The sequence below is a fragment of the Variovorax sp. P4_B11 genome (assembly GCF_056402355.1).
The window spans coordinates 62,910-88,528 of the sequence record NZ_JBFUHO010000011.1; the positions used below are offsets into that span (position 1 = coordinate 62,910).

Annotated in this window: 24 protein-coding genes; 8 read left to right on the plus strand and 16 right to left on the minus strand. The window is 68.2% G+C overall.

Annotated features, from left to right (window positions below):
- Positions 1-14 precede the first annotated feature (14 nt).
- The 4 genes from AC1DYD_RS13020 to adhP all read left to right on the plus strand — a co-directional run bounded on the left by AC1DYD_RS13020 (position 15) and on the right by adhP (position 2,598).
- Complete coding sequence (locus tag AC1DYD_RS13020; RefSeq protein ID WP_478173153.1) at positions 15-914, plus strand: DUF2950 domain-containing protein; 900 nt, start codon at positions 15-17, stop codon at positions 912-914.
- Positions 915-977: 63 nt separating this feature from the next.
- A complete protein-coding gene (locus AC1DYD_RS13025; protein WP_478173154.1) occupies positions 978-1,280 on the plus strand; it encodes a hypothetical protein in 303 nt (100 codons plus the stop codon).
- A complete protein-coding gene (locus AC1DYD_RS13030) occupies positions 1,277-1,567 on the plus strand; it encodes a hypothetical protein (RefSeq protein ID WP_478173155.1) in 291 nt (96 codons plus the stop codon). Before AC1DYD_RS13025 ends, AC1DYD_RS13030 begins: the two co-directional genes overlap by 4 nt.
- Positions 1,564-2,598 carry an alcohol dehydrogenase AdhP gene (gene adhP / locus AC1DYD_RS13035; RefSeq protein WP_478173156.1) on the plus strand — a complete coding sequence of 345 codons (1,035 nt, stop codon included), beginning with the start codon at positions 1,564-1,566 and terminating at the stop codon, positions 2,596-2,598. The genes AC1DYD_RS13030 and adhP overlap by 4 nt, the downstream gene beginning before the upstream one ends.
- On the opposite strand, the gene AC1DYD_RS13040 is transcribed toward adhP, so the two are convergent.
- Positions 2,487-3,239, minus strand: coding sequence for a hypothetical protein (locus tag AC1DYD_RS13040; protein WP_478173157.1), 753 nt, complete (start codon positions 3,237-3,239; stop codon positions 2,487-2,489). The genes adhP and AC1DYD_RS13040 overlap by 112 nt on opposite strands.
- Before the next feature lie 65 nt (positions 3,240-3,304).
- On the opposite strand from AC1DYD_RS13040, the gene AC1DYD_RS13045 reads away from it, so the two are divergent.
- Together AC1DYD_RS13045 and AC1DYD_RS13050 are read left to right on the plus strand one after the other, a co-directional pair.
- A complete protein-coding gene (locus tag AC1DYD_RS13045; RefSeq protein ID WP_478173158.1) occupies positions 3,305-4,138 on the plus strand; it encodes an alpha/beta hydrolase in 834 nt (277 codons plus the stop codon).
- A 117-nt stretch (positions 4,139-4,255) separates the two neighbouring features.
- Positions 4,256-7,117 (plus strand): AMP-binding protein, encoded by a 2,862-nt coding sequence (locus AC1DYD_RS13050; protein ID WP_478173159.1) that lies wholly within the window; start codon positions 4,256-4,258, stop codon positions 7,115-7,117.
- 83 nt (positions 7,118-7,200) lie between these two features.
- Here AC1DYD_RS13050 and AC1DYD_RS13055 read toward each other — a convergent pair whose 3' ends face one another.
- The 4 genes from AC1DYD_RS13055 to AC1DYD_RS13070 form a co-directional block, all read right to left on the minus strand.
- Positions 7,201-8,262 carry a Bug family tripartite tricarboxylate transporter substrate binding protein gene (locus tag AC1DYD_RS13055; protein WP_478173160.1) on the minus strand — a complete coding sequence of 354 codons (1,062 nt, stop codon included), beginning with the start codon at positions 8,260-8,262 and terminating at the stop codon, positions 7,201-7,203.
- A 214-nt stretch (positions 8,263-8,476) separates the two neighbouring features.
- Positions 8,477-9,301 carry a YihY family inner membrane protein gene (locus AC1DYD_RS13060; RefSeq protein ID WP_478173161.1) on the minus strand — a complete coding sequence of 275 codons (825 nt, stop codon included), beginning with the start codon at positions 9,299-9,301 and terminating at the stop codon, positions 8,477-8,479.
- 125 nt (positions 9,302-9,426) lie between these two features.
- Positions 9,427-10,578 (minus strand): serine hydrolase domain-containing protein, encoded by a 1,152-nt coding sequence (locus AC1DYD_RS13065; RefSeq protein WP_478173162.1) that lies wholly within the window; start codon positions 10,576-10,578, stop codon positions 9,427-9,429.
- Between the two features lie 183 nt (positions 10,579-10,761).
- On the minus strand, positions 10,762-11,223 hold the full coding sequence (locus tag AC1DYD_RS13070; RefSeq protein ID WP_478173163.1) for a hypothetical protein: 462 nt from the start codon (positions 11,221-11,223) through the stop codon (positions 10,762-10,764).
- A 150-nt stretch (positions 11,224-11,373) separates the two neighbouring features.
- Here AC1DYD_RS13070 and AC1DYD_RS13075 point away from each other — a divergent pair, with 150 nt between their 5' ends.
- Positions 11,374-11,529, plus strand: a complete 156-nt coding sequence (locus AC1DYD_RS13075) for a hypothetical protein (protein WP_478173164.1) — start codon at positions 11,374-11,376, stop codon at positions 11,527-11,529.
- Between the two features lie 39 nt (positions 11,530-11,568).
- On the opposite strand, the gene AC1DYD_RS13080 is transcribed toward AC1DYD_RS13075, so the two are convergent.
- The 7 genes from AC1DYD_RS13080 to AC1DYD_RS13110 all read right to left on the minus strand — a co-directional run bounded on the left by AC1DYD_RS13080 (position 11,569) and on the right by AC1DYD_RS13110 (position 19,349).
- Complete coding sequence (locus AC1DYD_RS13080; RefSeq protein ID WP_478173165.1) at positions 11,569-12,510, minus strand: 2-hydroxyacid dehydrogenase; 942 nt, start codon at positions 12,508-12,510, stop codon at positions 11,569-11,571.
- 8 nt (positions 12,511-12,518) lie between these two features.
- Positions 12,519-13,496, minus strand: a complete 978-nt coding sequence (locus AC1DYD_RS13085; protein WP_478173166.1) for a tripartite tricarboxylate transporter substrate binding protein — start codon at positions 13,494-13,496, stop codon at positions 12,519-12,521.
- A 25-nt stretch (positions 13,497-13,521) separates the two neighbouring features.
- Positions 13,522-14,262, minus strand: coding sequence for a ribonuclease activity regulator RraA (locus tag AC1DYD_RS13090; RefSeq protein WP_478173167.1), 741 nt, complete (start codon positions 14,260-14,262; stop codon positions 13,522-13,524).
- Between the two features lie 25 nt (positions 14,263-14,287).
- Entirely contained in the window at positions 14,288-15,256 is a 969-nt protein-coding gene (locus tag AC1DYD_RS13095) for a Bug family tripartite tricarboxylate transporter substrate binding protein (protein WP_478173240.1), read from the minus strand.
- A 44-nt stretch (positions 15,257-15,300) separates the two neighbouring features.
- The gene (locus AC1DYD_RS13100; protein WP_478173168.1) at positions 15,301-16,320 is read right to left on the minus strand and encodes a Bug family tripartite tricarboxylate transporter substrate binding protein; all 1,020 of its coding nucleotides are present in this window, start codon (positions 16,318-16,320) and stop codon (positions 15,301-15,303) included.
- Positions 16,321-16,349: 29 nt separating this feature from the next.
- Positions 16,350-18,134, minus strand: coding sequence for an L-arabinonate dehydratase (gene araD, locus AC1DYD_RS13105; protein WP_478173169.1), 1,785 nt, complete (start codon positions 18,132-18,134; stop codon positions 16,350-16,352).
- A 183-nt stretch (positions 18,135-18,317) separates the two neighbouring features.
- A complete protein-coding gene (locus tag AC1DYD_RS13110) occupies positions 18,318-19,349 on the minus strand; it encodes a LacI family DNA-binding transcriptional regulator (RefSeq protein WP_478173170.1) in 1,032 nt (343 codons plus the stop codon).
- Between the two features lie 217 nt (positions 19,350-19,566).
- Between AC1DYD_RS13110 and AC1DYD_RS13115 the strand changes: the two genes are divergently transcribed.
- Positions 19,567-19,785, plus strand: a complete 219-nt coding sequence (locus tag AC1DYD_RS13115) for a hypothetical protein (RefSeq protein ID WP_478173171.1) — start codon at positions 19,567-19,569, stop codon at positions 19,783-19,785.
- 97 nt (positions 19,786-19,882) lie between these two features.
- On the opposite strand, the gene AC1DYD_RS13120 is transcribed toward AC1DYD_RS13115, so the two are convergent.
- Genes AC1DYD_RS13120 through nirB form a run of 4 tightly spaced genes read right to left on the minus strand, consistent with a single transcriptional unit; the run spans position 19,883 to position 25,404 of the window.
- A complete protein-coding gene (locus AC1DYD_RS13120; RefSeq protein WP_478173172.1) occupies positions 19,883-21,619 on the minus strand; it encodes a bifunctional protein-serine/threonine kinase/phosphatase in 1,737 nt (578 codons plus the stop codon).
- A 13-nt stretch (positions 21,620-21,632) separates the two neighbouring features.
- Positions 21,633-22,445, minus strand: a complete 813-nt coding sequence (locus AC1DYD_RS13125) for a formate/nitrite transporter family protein (protein ID WP_478173173.1) — start codon at positions 22,443-22,445, stop codon at positions 21,633-21,635.
- Between the two features lie 51 nt (positions 22,446-22,496).
- The gene (nirD, locus tag AC1DYD_RS13130) at positions 22,497-22,847 is read right to left on the minus strand and encodes a nitrite reductase small subunit NirD (RefSeq protein ID WP_478173174.1); all 351 of its coding nucleotides are present in this window, start codon (positions 22,845-22,847) and stop codon (positions 22,497-22,499) included.
- Between the two features lie 22 nt (positions 22,848-22,869).
- On the minus strand, positions 22,870-25,404 hold the full coding sequence (nirB, locus tag AC1DYD_RS13135; RefSeq protein ID WP_478173175.1) for a nitrite reductase large subunit NirB: 2,535 nt from the start codon (positions 25,402-25,404) through the stop codon (positions 22,870-22,872).
- Between the last annotated feature and the right edge of the window lie 215 nt (positions 25,405-25,619).

Genomic DNA, 25,619 nt, shown 5'->3' on the forward strand with positions numbered 1-25,619 from the left:
CAAAGGAGCACGCCATGCACATGCCCAACTGCCGAACCCCTGCACGGCTCGCAGCCGCCGCGCTGATTGCCGTTGCGCCCCTGCTCGTCCCCGGACTCGCCGGGGCGCAGCAGCCCTATCCCAGCGCCGAGGCGGCCGCCCAGACTTTCCACGATGCTGTGTCCCGCGATGACTCCGTGGCGCTTCGCAAGGTACTGGGGGCCGACTGGAAGCGCTTCTTTCCGACCGACGAGATCGGGCGGGCCGACCTGCAAGCCTTTCTCGCCGCCTGGGACAGGGCGCACAAGGTCGTGGCGACCGGCCAGGACAAGGCCGTGCTGGCCGTCGGCGACGGCGGCTGGACATTGCCCATTCCACTGGTCATGAAAGACGGCAACTGGCGGTTCGATCCGCGAGCGGGCGCCGACGAGATGCGGACCCGGCGCATCGGCCGCAACGAACTGGCCACCATGCAGGCGGTGCTGGCCTACTTCGACGCTCAAAAGGAATATGCCCAGCGCGATCGCGACGGCGACGGCGTGCTCTCGTACGCCCACAAGTTCGCGAGCACACCCGGCCAGCATGACGGACTGTACTGGCCCGACGACGCACAGGGAGAAAGTCCACTGGGACCGCGTTTCGGTGGCGTGAGGCCGGGTGAGGGCTATCACGGCTACCACTACAAGATCCTCACGGCACAGGGCAAGGATGCACCGGGCGGCGCCTACGACTACATCATCGGCAATCGCATGCGCGCCGGCTTCGCCCTGGTCGCCTGGCCGATTCGGTATGGGGACACCGGCGTGACCAGCTTCATGATCAGTCACGAGGGCGTGCTCTACCAGAAGGACCTGGGACCAAACGGCGCCGCGATCGCGCGGGAAATGAAGACCTTCAATCCGGATTCGACCTGGAGCAAAGTGAATGCGCCTTGAATGCAGCGGCGGGCGTGCGTCAAGCATCAGGGCACACTCCGAAGCTCCTTCAGGTGCCGAACGATGAAACCACTTTTCCTGGAAATCCGCCAAAACCCACTGCTGTGGCTTCTGGCGTTTGTGCCGGTGGTATTCATCACCGGAAAGCTCAAGCCCGAAGCCCACACATGGCTCTTCGTGCTGTCCGTGCTCGCCATCGTGCCGCTGGCCGCATTGCTGAGTCACGCCACCGAATCCGTTGCGGCCAAGACGGGCGATGCCGCGGGCGGGCTGCTCAACGCGAGTTGTTTGCCAGCACGGCACATGGTGACGACGGCGAATCGCCCTGGCCCATTGGGCTGGCCCTGGCCACCCTGGCCGGCGTGACGGTGCTCGTGGCGCTGGTCAGCGAGGTCTTCGTCGAGTCGGTGCAGAAGGCGGCCGATGCGTTCGGAATGACCCCGGCGTTCGTGGGCTTCATCGTCGTGTCGCTGGTGGGCGGTGCGGCGGAAATGAGCTCGGCTTTTTCCGGCGCGCGCAAGAACCGCCTCGACCTGAGCGCAGTGGAAAACTGGCGCGATCGTCGTCCGCTCGGATCCGGACCCACGAAAGCGCAATCCCCTGCGACGGCGTGCGTGCCACCACTTCAACCGACGAAAAGGAGCCCGGGATGACAAAGACGATGAAGGCTGCCGTGGTCCGCGAATTCGGCAAGCCGTTGACGATCGAGGAGGTGCCGGTGCCTGAGGTCGTTCCAGGGCAGGTGCTGGTGAAGATCGCCGCTTCGGGCGTATGCCACACCGACCTGCATGCCGCCGACGGTGACTGGCCTGCCAAGCCGTCGCTGCCCTTCATACCGGGTCACGAGGGCGTCGGTCATGTCGCCGCCGTTGGCGCCGGCGTGAAACACGTCAAGGAAGGAGACCGGGTGGGTGTGCCCTGGCTGCACACCGCGTGCGGTCATTGCGAACACTGCATCACCGGATGGGAGACCCTCTGCGATCAGCAGCAGATGACCGGCTATTCGGTCGACGGAGGGTACGCGGACTATGTTCTGGCCGATCCCGGCTATATCGGGATCCTGCCATCGAACGTCGGATTCTCCGCGATCGCCCCTGTGCTCTGCGCCGGCGTCACGGTCTACAAGGGCCTGAAGGTGCTCGATTGCAAGCCGGGCGACTGGGTCGCCATCTCCGGCGTCGGTGGGCTCGGGCATCTCGCTGTTCAGTACGCGAGAGCCATGGGCTTCCATGTCGCGGCCATCGATGTCGATGACGCAAAGCTGAAGTTGGCGATCGAGGTGGGTGCCGAGTTGGTCGTCAACGCCTCCCAGGCGGATCCGGCCGCGACGCTGCAGCGCGAATTGCGCGGGGCCCACGGTGTCCTGGTCACGGCAGCTTCGCGCTCAGCCTTCTCGCAGGCGATAGGCATGCTGCACAAGCGCGGCACGATGTCGATGGTAGGCCTTCCGCCCGGTGATTTCGGACTTCCGATCTTCGATGTGGTGCTCAATGCCAAGACCGTGCGCGGGTCGATCGTCGGGACGCGCAAGGACTTGCAGGAAGCGCTGGCCTTCGCGGGAGAGGGCAAGGTTCACACCGTCGTGACGGAAGACCGCATCGAGAACATCAATGGAATCCTTGATCGCATGCGGCGCGGCGAAATCGAGGGTCGCGTGGTGTTGCGCCTCACCGACGAGCCATAGGCCTGGCTTGCATGCCTGGCGGCCGACGCGCGGGCGCATGGTTCGTGCCCAACCCATCGGAATCGGCGGGCGCTGCGATCCGGCATGATGGCCGGCCGTCGCCGGGAGCGCTCATGGAAAAGATCGATCTCAAGAAGGAACTGAAGCATCTCTACCAATCTTCCGCCAAGGCGGTGGTTCAGGTCGATGTTCCGAGGCTCAGGTTCCTCATGGTCGATGGTCGGGGCGATCCCAACACGTCGCAGGCGTATGCGCAGGCCGTGGAGGCTTTGTTCTCCGTCGCCTACACCGCCAAGTTCATGGTCAAGAAGGGGCCGCAAGCGATCGACTATGCCGTCATGCCGCTCGAAGGGCTCTGGTGGGCCGATGACATGTCCGTCTTCGTCGCCAATGACAAGGCGAAATGGAACTGGACGATGATGATCATGCAGCCGGACTTCGTCGCGGACGAAGTCGTCGAAGCGGCCATTGCCGTGGAAAACCATCATTCGCCAGCCGATGAAATGATGACCGGTCGTTTGGCCAACGATCTGGCCGTGGGCGCGAAGGTGGAGCAGATGGTGCGCAACGTCATCGACGGCGTCGGCCGCCGCATGATCCCCTCGGGCCAGTACCTGGCGGTGCGGGTCGACGAGGGCCACGACTTCGTGCCCGAATGGCTCAAACTACGAAGCTTCACACCCTGGCCCTTCCCCCGGAGCAATCCTTGGCATCCAAAGTCTTCCGCGTCGCACTATCCGCTTCGGCCGCTGCCCTCGGAGGCATCGCGGCCTACTGGACCCTGCTGGCCACACGCCAAGGACACATCCTGTTCGACGCTCGCAAGCACCCCGTCGTTCACCTGTCTGACGACTTTTCCACGTACTCTCACACGGTGCCGGGCGGGATGGTCCGCGGCTATGTCTATCACCGCCAAGGCGAGGATGCGCTGCAGGACCTGTTCATCTATTTCGCGGGCCGAGGCGAGGACGTCCGCGCCACCGCACAGGCGCTGCACTGGCTTCCGGAAGGCTTCGGATTCGCCGCAGTCAACTATCGGGGGGTGGCCGACTCGCAGGGGCACCCCTCCGAGGTCGCCTCCGTCAACGACGCGAGGCAGTTTGCCAATCACTTGCGCCGAGCCTTCCCGCACGCACGCCTGCACGTCGTCGGCCGAAGTCTGGGGACGGGCGTGGCCATTCAGCTGGTGGCGCGACAAGACTTCTCGAGCCTGCAGCTGGTCACGCCCTACGACTCGATGCTGGAGGTGGCAAAGAAGCGCTTCCCGCTCGTTCCACTTTCCCTGTTGCTGCGGCACCAGTTCAACTCCCTGGCGCACTGCAGGGAGGTGGCAGCGAAAACCCAGGTCCTGCTGGCCGAGCGGGACGATGTCGTGCTGCCGGAGCGCTCGGAGAAGCTCATCGCTGCCTGGCCAACGCCCATCTGCGTGCAGACGATCCATGCCTCCGACCACCACAGCATCATGGGCTTCGAAGTGACCTGGCTCCATCTCATCGACTTCGCCCTGACAGCCGTCCTGCCCGAGCCCAAGGCAGCGTGAGGCGCGGCACATATTCGTTGCCGCAGGTCGCTTCGCGCAGGAGCACAATGGTCAACGACCCGTCGGAAACGGCGCTGCCGCGCCCGCGTCCGGCGGCGACCGATCAACTGCAACGCCATGGCAGGCGACCCTTCCTCCACCGAAGCGCCGGTGCTCCCGGATCGCTCGGGCCAACTGTTGCAACTGGTGCGCAGCCTGGCCGAAGAGTTGCATCGCGGCAGCGGGTTCGCGAAAAGCCTCGGCCTTGACCATTCGCTCGCGCGCGACTACGGGCTCGACAGCCTGGCGCGCGCCGAGTTGCAGATGCGGATCGAGCGCGAGTTCGGCACTGCGTTCGCCGAGGCAGCGTTCACCGAAGCCGAGACGCCGCGCGATCTGTTGCGCGCGCTGGCCCTCGCGCCCGCTGCCGACGGCGCATTCGTCGCCCTACCCGAGCCTGCCGCCGAAGCGACCGAGATCCGCTGCCCGCCGGACTCCATCGCGACCCTGGTCGACGTGCTCGACTGGCATGCCGAACACCATGGTGACCGGCTGCTCGTGACGATCGAATCCGATCACGGGGCGATCACCCAGCTCAGCTACGCCCGACTGCAGATCGACGCACGCGCGGTCGCCGCCTGGCTGGCCGAGCAAGGCTTCGGCGCCGGCGACGCGGTGGCCGTGATGTTGCCGACCGGCAGCGACTTCTTCGCTGCCTTCTACGGCGCGCTGTACGCCGGCTGCGTTCCGGTGCCGCTGTACCCGCCGGCGCGGCTGTCGCAACTCGAGGATCATCTGCAGCGCCTCTTCGGCATCCTGCGCAACGCCGAGGCCACACTGCTGATCACGGTCGCGCAGGCGAAGCCGCTCGCGCGGCTGCTGAACGCACATTGCGAAACGCTCAGGCAGGTGGTGACGGTCGCCGAGCTGGTCACTGCCGGCGCGCCCGCAGCGTCTTTCGTGCGGCCTGCGATCCGCTCCGATGCCACGGCGTTCCTTCAATACACCTCGGGCAGCACCGGCAGCCCCAAGGGCGTCGTGGTCAGCCATGCCCACCTGCTCGCCAACGTGCGGGCGATGCAGCGCGCGGCGCGAATCACGAGCAGCGACATCTTTTTGTCGTGGCTGCCGCTGTACCACGACCTCGGGCTGATCGGCGCCTGCATCGGCAGCCTGTACGTCGGCTACCGGCTCGTGCTGATGTCGCCGCTGGAGTTCCTGGCGCGGCCGGCGCGCTGGCTGTGGGCCATCCACCGCCATCGCGCCAGCGTCTCGGCAGCGCCCAATTTCGCTTATGAGCTGTGCCTGAACAAGCTCGTCGACACCGACCTCGAAGGCCTCGACCTGAGCTGCTGGCGGCTCGCTTTCAATGGCGCCGAGCCGGTGAGCGCGGACACGATCGAGCGCTTCGCGTCGCGCTTCGCACGCTGCGGATTCCGGCGCGAAGCGATGTTCACCGTCTACGGGCTGGCCGAAGGCGTTCTCGGCGTCACGTTCCCGCCGGTCGGCCGCGGTCCGCTCGTCGATCGCGTCGACCGCCGCGCGCTGCTCGAGCGCGGCGTCGCCAGGCCCGCCGCTGCCGGTGACGCGAAGGCGCTGCAAGTCGTTTCTTGCGGATTGCCGCTGCCCGGGATCGAGGTGCGTATCGTCGGCGAGGCCGCGCAGGAACTGCCCGAACGTGAGCAAGGCCGGGTCCAGTTCCGCGGGCCGTCGGCGACCAGCGGCTACTACCGCAACCCGGCGGCGAACGCTGCGCTCATCGACGGCGAATGGCTCAACACCGGAGACCTCGGCTACTTCGCTGCCGGCGAGCTGTACCTGACCGGTCGCGCCAAGGACGTGATCGTCCGCCGCGGCGCCAACATCCACCCCGCCGACCTCGAATCCGCGCTCGCAAGCCTGCCGGGGGTCCGCAAAGGCGGCGTTGCGGTGTTCCCGGCGACCGATGCACGGAGCGGCAGCGAGCGTCTCGTCGTGCTGGCCGAGGTGCGCGACACCGACGCGCAGGCGCACCGGCAGATCAGGGCCGCGATCACGGCAGCCGCGGTCGACCAGATCGGCATGCCGCCCGACGACATCGTCATTGCACCGCCGGGAACGGTGCTGAAGACCTCGAGCGGCAAGATCCGCCGCGCCACCGCGCGCGCGCTGTACGAGCAAGGCGCGCTCGGGCGTTCGCAGCGCGCGCCCTGGCGCCAACTCGTTCGACTCGTCGCCGGCGCTGCGGCCGCGCAGGCGCAGCGAAGCACGCGCAGCGCCGTGAGGCTTGCCTGGGCCTGCTGGGCCGGGACGGTTTTTTCGCTCGCCGGCATCGGCGCCTGGCTGACGACGATGGTGCTGCCGGACATGGCGCTGCGCCGGCGCGCAGCGCGCACCTGGGCGCGATCGGCGGCCCGGCTGGCCGGTGTCCAGGTGCGCATCGAAGGGATCGAGCGGCTGCCGGCTTCGAGCGCTGCCCTGCTGGTCGCGAACCATGCGAGTTATGCCGATTCGATCATCCTGACGGCCGCGCTGCCGCCGCGCTTCGGCTATGTCGCCAAACGCGAGCTGGCCGCCGCAATGGTGCTCGGCGTGATGCTCAAGCGGCTTGGTGCGGTGTTCGTCGAGCGTTCCGATGCCGCCGGCGCTGTCGAAGACACGGCGGTGCTCGAATCGCATGCGCGCGCCGGCGAGCTGCTGGTCGTCTTCCCCGAGGGAACGTTCAGGCGGGCGCCCGGGCTGCTGCCGTTCAAGCTTGGCGCTTTTGTTGTTGCCGCACATACCGCGACGCCGGTGATCCCGGTTGCGCTGATCGGTACGCGGTCGCTGCTGCGCGCCGGACAATGGTTGCCGCGCCGCACGGAGGTCGTGATCGAGGTTGGCGTGCCGATCGTCGCGTCGCAGCATGACTGGGCTGCAGCGGTCGCGCTGCGCGACGCTGCGCGGCACGCGATCCTCGAGCGGGTTCCGGAGCCCGACACCGGAGCCGACCTCGAGCCTGCGGGCGCTCTCGCGCTTTGACGGCGGTCGCCTCGCCGGCGGCGGCACACGGAGCTCAGTGTCTCTTCAGTGGGGCGATGGCCTTGTTGACCACGTCCCGTTGCTCAGCCTGTCTTCAGCTTCAGGATCATCGTCATCACGCCGGCCATGGCGGAATCGAGTTCCAGGTATCCCTGGAAGTCCTTGCCTTCCATCCAGGAAGCGTCCCAGTTCTGGCGCTTGAGCGTCTTCTGCCAGGCATCGGTCTGAACTGCGCGGCGTGCCGCAGCGACCAATTCCTGCTGGCGTTTGGGTGGCACCGCCTTCCCGGTGAAGATGCCGCGCCAATTGGCGAGATCGGCGTCGACGCCCTGCTCGCGCGCGGACGGAATCCCGAGGAAGGGACGTTTCGCGGACACGCCGATGGCGCGCAGCTTGCCGCTGGCGATGCTTTCGCTGAATTCGCTGTAGCCCGAGATGCCGGCCACGGCCTTGCCGGACTCGAGCGCCTCCACGACCTGCGCGCCGCCTGCGTTGGGAAGATAGACCAGATTGACGGTGCTGCCGGCAAGTCGCGCGAGCATGCCGGCAAACATGTGGTCGACCCCGCCCGAGGAGCCGCCCGCGATGGCCGTCGTGTCCGGGTTGGAGCGAAGCCTGCCGATCAAGTCCTTCACGGTGGCGATGGGCGAGTCGGCCTTCACCGCCACCACCTCGTAGTCACTCGTCAGCCGCGCAATCGGCTGAATGCGGCTCATGTCGACGGCGGGCTTCTGCAGCGCGACAGCGCCCACCATGACCATGCCGCTGATCAGAAGCGCATTCGGGTCCGCATCGTACTTCTCCACGTACTTCGCCAGCCCGATGGTGCCGCCCTTGCCGCCGATGTTTTCGTAGTCGATGGCGCTCGCCACGCCCGCCGCCTGCATCGCAGCACCCAATGCCCGGCCGGTTTGGTCCCAGCCGCCACCTTCGTTGGCTGGAATCACGATGCGCAACCGAGCAAGGGGGGCATTGCCCGCAGGATTGGACGGTCCCGCCTGGGACCACGCCGGGCCGGCCACGGCAACGCTTGCCGTCGCGGCAGCCAGCCAGGCGGCGAAGTCGCGACGCCGCAGGACTTCTCCGTTCGCGCGGGGCACGAGCTGGTTGGAAAATGGCGAGTTGCAGCGATTGATCTTCGGCATTTGTATCTAAAGGTAATTGGCGTTGCCCATGCTATTCACTGCGAAAGCCATGCCGACGCGGGTAATCCCTGAGCGGCGCTGCGCTGCGCGTATTTGGTCACGAAGCGTGAAACTAAAGCAGCGCCTTGCGCACGAGCCGACGTGCTGCGCCGGAGCACCGTAGCGCCCCCGGTGCGATGCGCGTCCGATCGGCAAACCGGCCACGGCTGGGCTGCTACGCCCGGGCGGGCTTGCCCCCCGTTCGCCGTCGGGTGAGCGCCAGGTTGGCCGTCATCATGGCCGCGACCAGCGTGACCAGCCACGAGAAGTACACCCACAGCAAGAACATGGGGAGCGCGGCGAACGCCCCATACAGTGCCTTGTACGTCGGCACCTTGACGAGGTAGGCGGTGAAGCCGCGCTTGCCGAGTTCGAAGGCCACGCTGGCGATCAAGCCGCCCGCGACGGCGTCGCGCAGCCGTACATGGGTGTTCGGAACGAGGTAGAACATGCTCGTCAGTGCAAGCACGCCGAGCACGAACGGCCCGAGGTCGAGCACGAATGCGAGCGATCGCGGCAGCGCGCCGATCAGGCCCACGGAACTGCCCAGCACATACGACGTGGCCCACAGGCTCAGGCCCAGAACGGGTGGCCCGACGGCCAGCATCAGCAGGTACAGGCCGACCCTCCTGAGCAACGGCCGATTCTTCCGGACCTGCCACATCTGGTTCAGTGCGTTCTCGACGGTCAGCAGCATCGCGATGGCTGCGCCCAGCAGGAAGAGCGAGCCGACCCCCGTCAGGCCGCTGGCGTTCGCGGCGAACTGGGTCAGGTACTTCAGGACCGTGCGTGCAATGTCCGCCGGAAGCAGCCTGCTCAGCAAGATCTCCTGCAGCGCGTCCTTGAACCGCCTGAAGACCGGGAACCGCGTGAACAGCGCGAAGCTTGCGGCCAGCAAGGGCACGATGGACAGCAAGGTCGTGAAGGTCAGGCTCCCGGCGACCTGGGGCAAGCGCTCTTTCCTGGCGCGTTGGAAGGTCAGGCGGGTCAGGGTGAACATGGATCGCTGAAAGAGAAGAAATGTGGACTGGCTTCGCCGGCGAAGCGGCGACCGCTGCCGCCAGGTGGCGATTGTCGTGGGTACCCGCGGCCTACCCCGGTGCCGTGCGTCTTCGGTGTTGCAGCTCAAGCCGCGGGTACGGCCGCGCCCACCTGCTGGTACACCGCCATCTCGAAACCCATGAGCGTCTCGACGACCGGCATGTCGAAGAAGGGCAGCAGCTGCGTCATCAGTACCCCGCCGATGCCTTTCGAGCGGTCGATCCAGTAGTACGAGTTGAAGACGCCCGCCCAGTCGCCGGTTCCGTTGCTTCGCATGCCCGGCAGATCGGCCAGCGTGAGATGAAAGCCCAGGCCCCAGGACTGCGGAACCGGAAGTGCGGGCACGTCGTTCGACAGCTCGGGCACCGTCGACTTCATCAGCGTCGGCAGCTGGATCTGGCCAAGGTGGTCTTGCAGCGCCATCTGCACTGTGGCGGGCTTCAGGATGCCGGCGCCGTCGTTCAGCCAGGCCTGCATGAAGCGGCCATAGTCCTGCACCGTTCCGTAGGAGCCGTGGCCGGCGGCGTCCCACTCCGAGGTGGGCGGCAGGTCGTGCGGCGATGGCGCGAGCGTGCCATCGGCTTGACGTTGCATCACGCGCAGCAGCCGTTCGCGCTGTTCGGCGCTGGGCGCGAAGGTCGAGTCGTTCATACCCAATGGCCCGTAGACGAATTGCCGCAGGTAGCTGCCGAGGCTCTGCCCCGAAATCTTCTCGACGATGAGCCCCAGCCAGTCGGTGTTGACGCCGTACTCCCACGCGGTGCCCGGGTCGTTGACCAGCGGTACCGACAGGCTGCGCTTCAGGCCCGACAGCGGGTTGGGCTCCCCCGTCAGTGCGTGGTACCGGAGCAGCTTTTCGTTGAGGAAGAAGTACCCCAGGCCGGCCGTGTGCGTCATGAGCTGGCGCACCGTGGCCTTGCTGGCAGGCGGCCGAAGGCGCGGCTTGTCGCCGTCGAAGCCGTCCAGCACGGACATGCGGCCGAACTCCGGCAGGATCGATTCGACGGTGGCATCGAGGCTCAGCCGCCCCTGCTCCACGAGCTGCAGTGCCGCCGTCGTGGCGACTGCCTTGGTCATCGACGCGTTGCGGAACAAGGTGCGTTCGCCCGCTTCGCCGACCGCATGGTGGAAAAGCGGACCGTTGCGGTCGACGACCATCGCCGCAACGCCGTGCAGGATGCCCTTCGATACGGCGCCGTCCAGCAATGTCGCGACGGCCGAACCGTTGAATGCCATGATCGTCTCCTCGTCTCAAGGTGATGCATCCGCGCGCAGGGTCTTGTTCGCCGGACGGGCGGATATTCTGCGCCAAACAGATCGGACGGTGCCGTTGAATTCTGGAGCGGATTCAGGCCTTGCTGTCGCGGCTCGACGCCGGGTTGCGGGGCGAACTGGCGCATGGCCCCATGAATGCGCCAGTCAGTCCAGGTAGTCGAGAAACAGCGGCGTCACTTCCTGGAGAAACGAAATCTCCTTCGCGGCGATGCTTCGGGGTTCCAGATCGAAATGGATGAACGTGCCATAGGGCGCTCCGCACTCGCGTGTCAGCAGCCGCCCGTAATACGACTCGACGAGACCGACATAGGGGCGGTAGCTCATCAGGGCCTCGTCCTTGGAGACGTGGCCGGTCACGAATTCGCCCTGCTCGATCGCGTGCTGGCAAAAGCTCTTGTCCAGAGGAACGGCTTGCAACCAGGTGCGGTATTCAGCGGCGCGGTCGAAGACGTGCTCCGCGCGCATCGCGTCGCCGCTCAACTTGTAGATGGCCGTGTACCGGTACTGTGTCCTGTCATTGAGCAGCGCCAACGCCGGGCGAATCCCATGGGTGGCAAGAACGCTGCGAACGGCCGCTTTCTGCGCGGACAAATCAATCTCGGACATTGGGGAATTCGGGTTGGGCGAAGTGAGCAAATCTTGGCGGGGGCGCCGGCACGGATTTTATTGACGCACCCAAAGCCCGGGGATGTGGGGTTATATGTCCCCGGCTGGCTGGGGCGATTCACCGTCGAGGGAAAAGCACGTGGCGTTTCATTGCAAAGCAACACGAAATTCCGTGAAACCCTGCCCGGAACTTCGGCGCGCCGTCGTGGCCCGGACCTGCTTGAAAGCAGGGCTCGTGCTGGAATAGGCGCGTGGCGATTGCAGTTGATCGGCTATGGCGAGCTGAGCATCGGCGTCAAGGCCTGATGCAGGCGAGTGCGCCGAAGACCTCCGGCGCCGTAGCGCTCAGAGCGCGGCGCTCACCAGCGGCCGCCCCGCAAAGAAGGCCGCCAGGTTGTCCGCCACCCGCTCTCCCATCGCCGCGCGCGTCTCGTGCGTGTTGCTCGCCAGGTGCGGCAGCAGCACGACGTTGTCGAGCGCGAACAAGACCTCGGGCACCCGGGGTTCGTCCTCGAACACATCGAGGCCCGCACCCGCGATGCGGCCGCTGGCGAGCGCATCGACCAGCGCCTTCTCGTCGACCACCGAGCCGCGCGAGATGTTGACCAGGTAGCCCTGCGGGCCGAGCGCATCGAGGATCTCTCGCGACACCAGGCCGCGCGTCTCGGCGCCGCCCGCGCTCGCGATCACCAGGAAGTCGGCCCACTCGGCGAGCTCCTTCAACGTTGCGGCGTACCCGTGGTCGACATCGCTCAGCGGCTTGCGGTTGTGATAGCGCACCGCCATGTCGAAGCCCGAGGCGCGGCGCGCGATGACGCGGCCGATGCGCCCCATGCCGAGGATGCCCAGGCGCTTGCCCGACACCTTGGTGGCCAGCGGGAACTGGCCCTTCAGCCAGGCGCCGCTGCGCACGAAGCGGTCGGAAGAAGTGAAGCGCCGCGCCACGTCCATCACCAGCGCGAAGGCGGTGTCGGCCACGCAGTCGTTGAGCACGTCCGGCGTGTAGCCGACCGCGATGCCGCGGGCGCGCGCCGCGTCGATGTCGATGGCGTCGAGGCCGACGCCGAAGCTGGAGATCACCTTCAGATCCGGCAGCGCGGCGATCAACGCCGCATCGGCGCCGAAGCGGGCCGAGGTGGCGAGGCCGACGAAGTCGCCGCCGTGCGCGGCCAGGAAGGCCTTGGCGTCGGCCTCCCTGTGCAGCGGATGGACGTCGTAGGTCGCGGCCAGGCGCGCCTCGAGCGCGGGCAGCAGCGGGCCGTTCTGGAGAATGCGTGGAACAGTCATCGAAGCCTTCATTCGGGCTGGATGCCCGCATCCTTGGCGACCTTCGACCACTTCACCATCTCGGTGCCGATGAAGTCGCCGAACTGCTGGGGCGTGCCGCTGCCGGGCTCGATGCCGTTGTCCTGCAGCGTCTTGCGCACGTCGGGCAGCGCCAGGATCTTGTTGACCTCGGCGTTGAGCTTGGCGACCGTCGCCTTGGGCGTGCCGGCCGGCGCGAGCAGGCCGCCCCAGGTGCTGGTCTCGTAGCCGGGCACGCCGGCCTCCTGCAGGGTGGGCACCTCGGGCAGCACCGACGAGCGCTTCGCGGTGGTCACTGCCAGCGGGCGCAGGCGCCCGGCCTTGATCTGCACGTTGGCCGCCGCCACAGTGTCGAACATCAGCGAGGTGCGCCCGCTGATCAGGTCGGGGTGCGCCAGCGTGCTGCCCTTGTACGGGATGTGCGTCATCTGGATGCCGGCCATCGACTTGAAGAGTTCGCCCGAGAAGTGCGGCGCGCCGCCGTTGCCGCTCGAGGCAAAGGTCAGCTTGCCCGGGTTGGCCTTGCCGTAGGCGATCAGTTCCTTGACCGACTTCACGGGCAACTCGGGCGAGACGATCAGCACCAGCGGCACCACGTGCGTCAACGCCACCGGCTCGAAGCTCTTCACGGTGTCGAAGGGCAGCTTGCTCACCATGCTCGGGTTGATCGCGTGGCTGCTGGCGACCAGCGCCAGCATGTGGCCGTCGGGCGGGCTCTTGGCCACCAGGTCGGTGCCGATGATGCCGGTCGCGCCGGCCCGGTTGTCGATGACCACCGGCTGGCCCCACGCCTCGGTGAGCTTCTGCCCGATCAGGCGCGCCGCCAGGTCGATGGCGCCGCCGGGCGAGGCAGGCACGACGATGGTGATCGACTTGGTCGGGAAGTTCTGCGCCAGCGCCGGCAGGGCCGGCAGTGCGCCGGCGAGCGCGAGCAGGGCCGCGGTGGCGGCGAAGGTTCTGCGGTGCATGGGGTCTCCTTGTGCTTCGTGCGACTCAGCGCCCGGCGGCGTCCTGCGCTTTGCGCCAGGCCTCATAGGCGGCGCGCGTCTCGGCGTTCGGCGGGTAGGTGCCGGCCAGCTTGGCGCCGCCCTCCACGCGCTGCAGGATGAATTCCTCCATCTTTTCCTGCTCGACGGCGTCGCGCGAGACTTCTTCCGCGAGGTGGTGCGGAATCACGACCACGCCTTCGTCGTCGCCGACCATCACGTCGCCCGGGTACACCGGCACGCCGCCGCAGCCGATCGGCACGTCGAGGTCGATGGCGTGATGGTGGATCAGGTTCAGCGGCGCGCTGCCGCCGGCGCAGTACACCGGGAAGTCCATCTGCGAGATCGGGCCGCTGTCGCGCACCGGTCCGTCGGACACCAGGCCCGCGGCGCCGCGCACCTTGAGCCGCGTCGTGAGGATCTGGCCGCCCGAGGCCACGCGCGTCTCGCCGCGGCAGTCGATCACCAGCACGTGGCCGGGCGGCACGCTCTCGATGCCCTTGCGCTGCGGATGGTTCGGGTCGTCGAAGGCGCTGATCTGGTCGATGTCCTCGCGCGCCGGGATGTTGCGCATCGTGAAGGCCGGGCCGACCAGGTTGCCGCCCGTGGGCTTTGTCAGGCGCTTCACGTGCTGCAGATAGACGTTGCGCAAGCCGCGCTTGAAGAGCTGCGTGCACAGCGTGGCGACGCTCACGTGGCGCAGGCGTTCGCGGGCTTCGTCGGAGAGGGGCGTGGGGGTGTCGGGCATGTTCGGTCAGGGGATGAAGAGAGGGTCAGTTCGCGCTGGCGCCGGACTTGCGGACCAGTTCGGCCCAGCGCGGGATTTCCTTTTGCATCAGGGCGGCGAGTTCGGCCGGCGAGCCCGCGGCCACTTCCATGCCGAGCTGGTTGGTCAGCTTGTCTTTCACCTCGGGGGTGCGCAGGATCTTGCTGATCTCGGTCGAGAGCCGCTGCGCGATCGGCGCGGGCAGGCCCTTGGGCGCATACACCGCCTGCCACGACGCCATCTCGAAGCCCGGCACGCCGGCCTCCTGCATGGTCGGCAGCGTTGGCGCCAGCGCCATGCGCTTGGCGCTCGTCACGGCCAGCAGCTTGAGCTTGCCGCCCTGCACCAGCGGCAGCGCCGCGGTGATCTGGTCGAACATGAAGGTGACCTGGCCCGACGAAACGTCGAGCATCGCGGGCGGCGTGCCCTTGTAAGGGATGTGCGTGAGCTTCACGCCGATCATGTCGCCCAGCATCTCGCCCGCCAGGTGGGTCGAAGTGCCGGCGCCGGACGATGCGAAGGTGCGCTTCGACGGATCTTTCTTGAGCAGCGCCACCAGCTCGGCCACCGAGTTGACCCCGAGCGCCGGGTCGACGATCAGCACGTTCGGCAGGAAGGCCACCAGCGCGATCGGGTCGAAGTCCTTCACCGGGTCGTAGGGCAGGTTCTTGTAGAGGCTGGCGTTGATGGCGTGCGTGCTGATGGTGCCGCCGAAGAGCGTGTAGCCGTCGGGCCTGGCCTTGGCGACGTAGCCGGCGCCGACCGCGCCTGCGGCGCCCGGCTTGTTGTCGACCACCACCGGCTGGCCGAGCACCTCGCCGAGCTTCTGCGCGATCACGCGGCCGATGACATCGGTCGAGCCGCCGGGCGTGAAGGGCACGACATAGGTGATCGGCCTGCTGGGCCAGGCATCGCCCTGCGCCATGGCGAGCAGCGGCGCGGCGAGCAGCATCGAGGCCGCGCCGGCGCGCAGCATGGCGCGGCGGGCGAGCAGGGCGCGTGGGTGTTGTTGCTTGGTGTTCATTCGACCTTGACTCCGCGGCTCTTGATGACTTGGCCATAGCGCTGCTTGTCCGCGTCGATGGTCTTTTGCAGTTCGGCCGGCGTGCTGCCGCGCGGCGTGGCGCCCTGGGCGATCAGGGCGCGGCGCATGTCCTCGGTGGCCACGGCTTCCTTCACGTCGGCCGAGATCCGGTCGACCAGGGCCTGCGGCGTGCCGGCCGGCGCCAGCAGCGCGACCCACGAGCCCGACTCGGCATTGGGCACGCCCAGCTCGGCCAGCGTGGGCACTTCGGGCATCGCGGGCGAGCGCTGAGTGCTGGTCACGGCCAGTGCGCGCAGCTTGCCGGTCTTCACGTAGCCCGAGGTTTCGAGGATCGATGCGAACAGCATGTCGACATGGCCCGCCATCAGGTCGGACATGGCCGGGCCGCCGCCCTTGTAGGGCACGTGGACGAAGCTCACGCCCGCGGCCTGCTGGAAGATCTCGGCCGTGAGATGCGGCGAGCCGCCGCTGCCCGAGCTGGCGTAGGTGAACTTGCCCGGCGCGGCCTGGGCCAGCGCGATCAGCTCCTTCGGCGTCCTGGCCGGCACGCCCGGGTTGACGACGAAGGCGAAGGGCAGCTCGGCGAACAGCGACACCGGCGTGAAGGCGCGGTCGGCGTCGTAGGGCATCTTGTAGAGCGAGGGGTTGATCGACTGCGTGCCCACGTTGCCGATCAGCAGCGTGTAGCCGTCGGGCCTGGCCTTGGCCACGAGCTCGGCACCGACCAGGCCGCCGGCGCCGGTGCGGTTGTCCACCAGCACCGACTGGCCCCACTTCTGGCCCAGCCGCACGGCCAGCAGGCGCGCCGCGATGTCGGTGCCGCCGCCGGGCGCGAAGGGCACGACGAAGGTGACCGGCCGGGTCGGCCAGGGCGCCGGTGCCTGCGCGCTGGCGGCCGTCGGCAGCAGCAGCGGCGCGGCGGCCAGCGCGATGCCCGCGGCGATGCCGCCGAGGGAGCGGCGCGGGGACCGGCAGGGGGTGGGGGTTGTCTCCATGGGCTTCATTCCTTGGTCTCTGGATGTCTTCAGTGGATCTCGGGCTCGCCCTTGCCGGCACCGGCTGCGTCGCCTGCGTAGTCGGGGGCGAGGAAATCGAAGTCGCAGCCGGTGTCGGCCTGTTGCACGTGCTTCAGGAACATCACGCCGTAGCCGCGGCTGAACTTCGGAATGGGCTTGCGCCAGTCGGCCCGGCGGCGGGCGAGCTCCTCGTCGCTCACGGCCATGTCGATGCGGCGCGCCTCGACATCGAGCGTGACGAGGTCGCCGTCGCGCACCAGCGCCAGCGGTCCGCCCACGTGCGACTCGGGCGTGACATGCAGCACGCAGGCGCCGTAGCTGGTGCCGCTCATGCGGGCATCGCTGATGCGCACCATGTCGCGCACGCCTTGCTTCAGCAGCTTCTGCGGGATCGGCAGCTGGCCCCACTCGGGCATGCCGGGTGCGCCCTGCGGGCCGGCGCTCTGCAGCACGATCACGCTGTCCTTGGTGACCGGCAGGTCGGGTGCGTCGATGCGCGCGGCCAGGTCGTCGTAGTTGCTGAAGACCAGGGCCGGGCCGGTGTGCTTGCGCAGGTGGGGCGCCATGGCGGCCGGCTTGATGACCGCGCCGGCCGGTGCGAGGTTGCCGTACAGCACCGCGAGGCCGCCGCCCTCGAGCAGCGCTTCGCTGCGCGGCCGGATCACGTCGGCGTTGAAGGTCTGGGCGCCTTCGATGTTCTGGCCCAGCGTGCGGCCGTTGCAGGTGCGCTGGCTGCCGTCGATCAGCGCGCCCATCTCCTTCAGGAAGGCGCGCAGGCCGCCGGCGTAATAGAAGTCCTCCATCAGGTACTTGCCGCCGGGCCGCAGGTTGGCGATGACCGGCGTCTCGCGCGCCAGTTCGTCGAAGCGCGCCAGGTCGAGTTGCACGCCGGCGCGGCGCGCCATCGCGATCAGGTGGACGATGGCGTTGGTCGAGCCGCCCAGGCCCAGCACGGCGGTCACCGCGTTGTCGAAGGAGCCTGGCGTGAGGAAGTCCAGCGGCTTGAGGTCTTCCCACACCATGTCGACGATGCGGCGGCCGGTGTGCGTGGCCATCATGGCGTGGCGCGAGTCGACCGCGGGGATGGACGAGGCGCCCGGCAGCGTGAGGCCCAGCACCTCGGCGGCGCTGGTCATGGTGCTGGCGGTGCCCATCGTCATGCAGGTGCCGGCCGAGCGGGCGATGCCGTCCTCGACTTCCTGCCAGTCGCTCTCGCTGATGTTGCCGGCGCGCAGCTCGGCCCAGTACTTCCAGCTGTCGGAGCCCGAGCCCAGCACCTGGCCCCGGTAGTCGCCGCGCAGCATCGGGCCGGCGGGCATGAAGAGGGTCGGCAGGTTCATCGCCAGCGCGCCCATGACCAGCCCGGGCGTGGTCTTGTCGCAGCCGCCCATGAGCACCACGCCGTCGGCGGGGTAGGAGCGGATCAGCTCCTCGGCCTCCATCGCCAGCAGGTTGCGGTAGAGCATGGTGGTCGGCTTCTGGAAGGCCTCGCCCAGGCTCATCGCCGGGATCTCGACCGGAAAGCCGCCGGCCTGCCAGACGCCGCGCTTGACCTCCTCCACGCGCTGCTTGAAGTGCGTGTGGCAGGAGTTCATGTCGCTCCAGGTGTTGAGGATGGCGATGACCGGCTTGCCGAGGTAGTCGGCGCGGCTGAAGCCCATCTGCGCGGTGCGCGAGCGGTGGCCGAAGCTGCGCAGGTCCTTGACGCCGTACCAGCGGTGGGAGCGGAGGTCTTCGGGCTGCTTGCGGCGGGGCGCGGGTGGGGTCGGGGCGGGCGGCGTGGTGTCGGTCATAGGGGCGTCGTTGGTCGTCGGCTCGTCAGATGCGGATGTTAGCGCTGTCATTTCAATTCGAACCCAGGGTTTACCTTCGGTAAATTCATGAAATACGAATCTGAATGTTTCCGCTGTCAGGGCCGGCGGAGGCCGCCGGAATGCCTCGACTCGCGGCCGCACCGCGGGCAGGCGTGCTGCGCCTCAGACGCTGTCGCGTTCGATCAGTGAAAAGCCGATGTCGACGATCTTCTGCGCGACCTCGATGCCCTTGGCGCGATCGACGATGAAGCGCGCGGCTTGGCGGCCGATCGCGGTGCCGTCGATGCGCACGGTCGAGATCGCGGGGTACGCATGCCGCGCGAAGGCCAGGTCGCCGAAGCCCATCACGCCGAGTTCGGCCGGCACGCGAATGCCGCGCGCATGCGCCTCGGTGATCACGCCGTGGGCCAGCGCGTCGGAGCTGCAGACCACCACGTCGGTCTGCGGGGCGGCCGCCAGCAGCGCGTCCAGTGCGGCCCGGCCGCTGCCCAGCGTGGTGGGCGCCGGGACGGTGTGCACCGGCACCTGCGCCACGCCCAGGCCGGCCATGGCGGCGGTGAAGCCCGCGCGCCGCAGGTCGGCGCGCTGGTCGTCGCCGGTCACCACGGCGGGGTGGCGGTAGCCCTTGGCATGCAGGAAACCCGCGATGGCCGCGCCGGCCTTCTCATGGGAAAAGCCGACCAGCATGTCGACCGGCGTCGGCGTCAGGTCCCAGGTCTCGACCACCGGGATGCCCGAGGCGAGCAGCCGGCGGCGGCCGTCGGCCGAACGCATGATGCCGGTCAGCACGATGCCGTCGGGGCGGCGGCCGATGATGGCGTCGATCAGCGCGTCCTCGCGGGAGTGGTGGTAGCCGCTCTGGCCGAGCATGAGCTGGTAGCCGCTCTCGTCGAGGGCCTCCGTCAGGGCCTGGATGGTTTCGAGGAAGACCGGACCGGCGATGGTCGGCACCAGCGCCGCGACCAGCCGGCTGCGGTTGGACGCCAGTCCGCCGGCCAGCCGGTTGGGCACGTAGCCGGTGCGCTCCACCGCCGCGCGGACCTTTTCGCGCGTCTGCGGCGACACCAGCTCGGGCGTGTTGAGCGCCCGCGAGACGGTGATGGTCGACACGCCCGCGACCTTGGAGACGTCGCTGAGGGTCATGCCGCCGCTGCCGCGGCGCGCCGAACGGCCGGAGGAATTCTGCTGGGTCACGAATGAGGGGCTCGGGTTGGAAGGAGGGCAAAGGGCGAAGGGCGCGGCAGCGCGTCGAATTATCGATCGATGCGTTCGCGGCACCACGAGGAACACCCCGGCGCGTCGCGCGCGATGTCATCGTCGCTTCATCGCGACGTCACGGCCGCTGCCTAGTCTTGGAAGGCCTCGACGCTCGTCGAGTCCCCACGATTCCAAGCAATGGAGTGTTCCCTCTATGTATTCCTGGTCCATCTTTCGCGCGCCGCTCGCGCTGTCGCTCCTGGCCTGTGCCCTGACCGCCTGCGGTGGCGGCAGCGGCAGCGGCGGCCTCGGCGAGGCCACCGGCGCGACCGGTACCGCCGGCGCCACGACCACCGGCACCGCCAGCAAGACCGACACCGCCACGGCCCCGTCCGGCGCAAGCAGCGAGCCCGGCGTGAGCTACGCACCCTGACGCCCGTTCCAGGCTGGCGGCAAGGACCGCCATGACGACCGCCGCGACGGCAACGGCCACGGCCACGACGATCACGACGACCGGGCCTGCTGCTGCCTCACTGCCCGGCCATCCGCAGCCCCAGCAGAACGAGCACGGCAGCGGCCAGCAGCACGGTGGTGCACTGCCAGAAGCGCACCGGGTTCCGCTCGATCAGGGCCGCCGGCCGCGGGCGCAGGAACTCCTGGCCCGGCGCCCTGAGGTCGTGCGCCAGTTCGGACACCGCCTGCTGGCGCTTGGCCGGGTCCGGGTGCAGGGCCTTCTGCAGCACCGCATCGACCCACGCGGGCAGGTCGGGCCGGAAGTGGCGCACCGGCACATAGCGCAGCCGGCTCGCGTCGGCGCGGGTCCGCACCCGCGAGACGTGCAGACCATACGGCAACTGCGCCGTCAGCATCTGGTAGGCGAGGACCGCCAGCGAGAACAGGTCCGATCGCGTGCTGCCGCCATGGCCGATGAAATACTCCGGCGCGGTGTACTGCAGGCTCCCTTCGATGGCGAGCGCCCGGGAGTCTCGCGCGCTGTCGGCCAGGCCCGCCACGTGGGTCGTCGCCAGGTCGATGATCTTGACGGTGCCGGTGCGGTCGATCATCACGTTCTCGGGGCGAAGGTCCTGGTGCAGCATCTCCTTGCCATGCAGCGCCTGCAGGCCCTTGGCCAGCTGCTCGACGATGCCGCGCACGTCGTCCAGCGGGGGGCGGGGGTGGTCGACCATCCATTGCGCCAGCGTCTGGCCGTCGACGTACTCCATGGCGACATACAGGTGGCCGCGCGGCCGATCGATCGCGCTGGCCTTCAGCACGTGGGGGCTGTCGATGCGGCGCGCCACCCATTCTTCGAGCACGAAGCGGTCGAGGTAGTCCGGGTTGTCGCGCAGGTCGACCGAAGGCAGCTTCAGCACCACCTGCCGGCCGGTCGCCTCGTCCACCGCCAGGTGCACATGGCTGCGCGAACTGAGGTGAAGTTCGCGCACCAGCGTGAATCCCTCGAAGCTTGCCCGCGGCGCCAGAGGCGGCGGGATCGCCAGGCCCTCGCGCTGCCACTGCAGCTGCGCGGCATCGGCCAGCGGGAGTTCCTCGATGCGCAGCAGCTGCACCGTGCTGTCGTCGTCGCCGCCCTTCGCCTGTGCCGCCGACGCGAGCAGGCGGGCCGCCTCGTCGAGATCGTCGCCGCACCGGGCGAGCGCGTGGTGCACCGCCTCGGCATCGATGTGCGCGTAGGCGCCGTCGGTGGCCAGCAGGTAGACCTCGCCGACTTCCGCCGGCCAGCAGCGGTAGTCGATCTCGACGTTGGGGGCCGCGCCCAGCGCGCGCCCCAGGTACGACTCGACCGACGACACGTGAATGCGGTGGTCTTCGGTGAGCTGCTCCAGCGCATGCGGATGCAGGCGATGGATGCGCGCATCGCCGACATGCAGCAGGTGCAGGTCGCGGCCCTTGAGGATCAGCGCGCTGAAGGTGCAGACGTAGCCGCTGTCCTTGTCGAAGCGCGCCTCGCTGCGCATGGTCTGCGCATGCAGCCACGAGTTGGTGGCGCTCAGCACCCGCTGGGCCGAGCGACGCACCGACCAGGCATCCGAGGTCGCGTAGTAGTCGTCGAGAAAGCCGCGCACCGCCGCCGCGCTCGCCACCTGGCTGACGCGGCTGGAGCCGATGCCGTCGGCCAGCGCGACCGCGATGCCCTTGGAGATGCGCAGCGATCCCTCCGGCAGCATGGCGCCGTGGAAATCCTGGTTCAGCGAATGGGGCCCGGCCAGCGAGTGCTGGCCGAGCGTCACGCGCAATGCGCTGCCCATCGGAGCGTGGCGCTCAGCTCAGGACGCGCTTCGGCGCGGTCTTGTAGTGGGTCGCGTACAGGGTCGCGCCGACGAAGGTCAGGCCGCCGACCAGGTTGCCCAGCACCGTCGGGAGCTCGTTCCAGATGAAGTAGTCCATCAGCGTGAACTTGCCGCCCAGCATCAGGCCGGTGGGGAACAGGAACATGTTGACGATCGAATGCTCGAAGCCCATGTAGAAGAAGATCATCACGGGCATCCACATGCCAATGGCCTTGCCGGACACCGTGGTGGACATCATCGCGGCGACCACGCCGGTGGACACCATCCAGTTGCACATCACGCCCCGGATGAACAAGGTCAGCATGCCGGCGGCGCCGTGCGCGGCATAGCCCAGCGTGCGGCCTTCGCCGATATGGCCGAGCTTCTCGCCGACGGCGTTGGGCGCCTCGCTGAAACCGAAGGTGAAGATGATCGCCATGAACACCGCGACTGTCAGCGCGCCCGCGAAGTTGCCGACGAACACCAGCCCCCAGTTGCGCAGGCACCCGCGCCAGGTGGCACCGGGGCGCTTGTCGAGCACGGCCAGTGGCACCAGCGTGAAGACGCCGGTGAGCAGGTCGAAGCCCATCAGGTACAGCATGATGAAGCCGACCGGGAACAGCATCGCGCCGACCAGCGCATTGCCGGTATTGACCGAGACGGTGACGGCGAACGCCGCCGCCAGCGCCAGGATGGCGCCGGCCATGTAGGAGCGGATGAGCGTGTCGCGGGTCGACATCAGGAGCTTGGATTCGCCGGCGTCGACCATCTTGGTCACGAACTCGGCAGGGACTAGGTAGGCCATGGGGATTCCTTGGGATCTTGAAAAGACGTGAAGCCGCGAGAGCGGCGCGGATCAGGCCAGCGCGACCAGCACGCGGCCTTCGTGGACGCGTACCGCATGGGCCCGCACCGAGTGCTCGGGCGCTTCCAGGCATTCGCCGCTGCGCAGGTCGAAGTGGTTCTTGTAGAGCGGCGAGGCGACGACGATGCGCTCGCCGATGCTGCCCACCAGCCCGCGCGAGAGCACGCTGGCCCCCGCCTTGGGGTCGACGTTGTCGATGGCGTAGAGCGCCTGTAGCCGGCCGACGCGAAAGATCGCGACATGCACGCCCTCGACCAGGGCGCAGACGCCGGTGTCGGGCAGGATGTCGCCGGCGGCGCAGACAGCGGTCCAGTGCAGGGATTCGGTGGTGGTGGTGGTCATCTTGGATCTCCTTTTCGGGCCTTCAGGCGGTGGCGACGTCGTCGGTGCTGGCCACGTCCCGTTCTTCCACGCGGGCGGGCCGGATCTGGCCGCGCTCCTGCACGAAGACGATGTGCTCGTCGGGCTTCTCGCTGTTGACGAAGGAGCGGAAGCGCTGGCGCGTCGCCGGGTCGTTCACCGCGGTCTTCCACTCGCACTGGTAGGTGTCGACCACGTGCTGCATCTGGGCTTCGAGCTCGGCGCCGAGTCCGAGCGTGTCCTCGATGAGCACGCCCTTCAGGTAGTCCAGGCCGCCTTCGAGGTTGTCGCGCCAGGTGCTGGTGCGCTGCAGGCGGTCGGCCGTGCGCACGTAGAACATCAGGAAGCGGTCGATCAGCCGGATCATCTCTTCCTTGCCGAGGTCCGAGGCGATCAGCTCGGCGTGGCGCGGCTTCATGCCGCCGTTGCCGCACACGTAGAGGTTCCAGCCGCGGTCGGTGGCGATGATGCCGACGTCCTTGCCCTGTGCTTCGGCGCATTCGCGGGTGCAGCCCGAGACGCCGAACTTGATCTTGTGCGGTGCGCGCAGGCCCTTGTAGCGGTTCTCCAGCTCGACCGCCAGGCCCACGCTGTCGGCCACGCCGAAGCGGCACCAGGTCGAGCCGACGCAGCTCTTCACGGTGCGCAGCGACTTGCCGTACGCATGGCCGGATTCGAAGCCGGCGGCGATCAGCTCTTCCCAGATCGCCGGCAGCTGCTCGACGCGGGCGCCGAACAGGTCCACGCGCTGGCCGCCGGTGATCTTGGTGTAGAGGCCGTATTTCTTCGCCACCTGGCCGACCGCGATCAGCCCCTCGGGCGTGACCTCGCCGCCGGGCATGCGCGGCACCACGGAGTAGCTGCCGTCCTTCTGGATGTTGCCGAGGAAGTAGTCGTTGCTGTCCTGCAGCGCGGCCAGGTCTTTCTTGAGCACGAACTCGTTCCAGCACGACGCGAAGATGCTGGCGGCGGTGGGCTTGCAGATGTGGCAGCCCAGGCCCTTGCCGTGCTTCGCGAGCAGGTCCTCGAAGCTGCGGATCTCGCCGACGCGCACCAGGTGGTACAGCTCCTGGCGCGAGTAGGGGAAGTGCTCGCAGAGGTGGTTGTTGACGGCCAGGCCGCGCTTGCCCATCTCGGCCTTCATCACCTGCGTGACCAGCGGCACGCAGCCGCCGCAGGTGGCGCCGGCCTTGGTGCAGGCCTTCAGTTCGGCCGTGGTGCACGCGCCATCGCCGACCGCCGCGCAGATCTGTCCCTTGGTGACGCTGTTGCACGAGCAGATCTGGGCGCTGTCGGGCAGCGAGTCGACGCCGAGCCCGGGCCTGGCCTTGCCGTCGCTCGACGGCAGGATCAGGAACTCCGGATCGGCCGGCAGCGCGATGCCGTTGAGCGCCATCTGCAGCAAGGTGCCGTACTCGGCCGCATCGCCGACCAGCACCGCGCCCAGCAGCTGCTTGCCGTCCTCGCTGACCACGATCTTCTTGTAGATCTGCTTGTGCTCGTTGATGTACTGGTAGGCGCGCGACTTCGGCGTCTTGCCGTGCGCGTCGCCGATGCTGGCCACGTCCACGCCCATCAGCTTGAGCTTGGTGCTCATGTCGGCGCCGGTGAAGGCGGCGTCGTCCTGCCCGGCGATGTGCTTTGCGGCCACGCGGGCCATCTCGTAGCCCGGCGCGACGAGGCCGAAGGTCTGTTCGTTCCACGAGGCGCATTCGCCGATCGCATAGACGTCGCGGTCGCTGGTGCGGCAGTGGCTGTCGATCGCCACGCCGCCGCGAGGGCCGACCGCCAGCACGCACTGTCGCGCGAGTTCGTCGCGCGGGCGGATGCCGGCGGAGAACACGATCATGTCGGTCTCGAGGTGGGTGCCGTCGGCGAACACCATGCGGTGCCGCGCGGCCGCGCCGTCGGTGATCTCCACCGTGTTGCGGCCGGTGTGCACGTGCACGCCCAGGGCCTCGATGCTGTTGCGCAGCGCCCGCCCGCCGCCTTCGTCGACCTGCACGGCCATCAGCCGCGGCGCGAATTCGACGACGTGGGTTTCGAGGCCCATGTCGCGCAGCGCCTTGGCGCACTCGAGGCCCAGCAGGCCGCCGCCCACGACCACGCCGCTTTTCGAGCGGGCGCCGCAGGCCTTCATGGCTTCGAGGTCCTCGATGGTGCGGTAGACGAAGCAGTGGGGCCGGTCGCGGCCGGGCACCGCCGGCACGAAGGGCGACGAGCCGGTGGCCAGCACCAGCTTGTCGTAGTGCACCAGCTCGCCGTCGGCGGTGGTGAGGGTGTTGTTGCGCCGCTCGATGGCCACGGCCCGGGCGGCCAGGCGCAGCGTGAAGCCGCTGCGCTCGAAGAAGCCGGGTTCGACCAGCGACAGGTCTTCGGCCGTCTTGCCGGCGAAGAATTCGGACAGGTGCACCCGGTCGTAGGCCGGGCGCGGCTCCTCGCACAGCACGGTGACCTGTGCACCGGCGAGGTCGAGCTCGTGGAGTTGCTCGAGGAACTTGTGGCCCACCATGCCGTGGCCAATCACTGCGATCTTCATGTCGGATCCTGCACGCAGCCGGTCTCCTGACGGGGTGCAGACCACAGGAAAGGCTGTCGGAAAGACAGCCTGCAGTGGGCCCCCGCGTGGAACGGATGCGAATTGGGTTGGAACAGGCGAACCGCCAGCGTCGTCGCTCTCGGTTCGCTCGAATCCCGCCGTCATTAGCGGAGGCACTGCAAAAATCCGCGGCAGCGGTGCCGGCGGAACAGTGG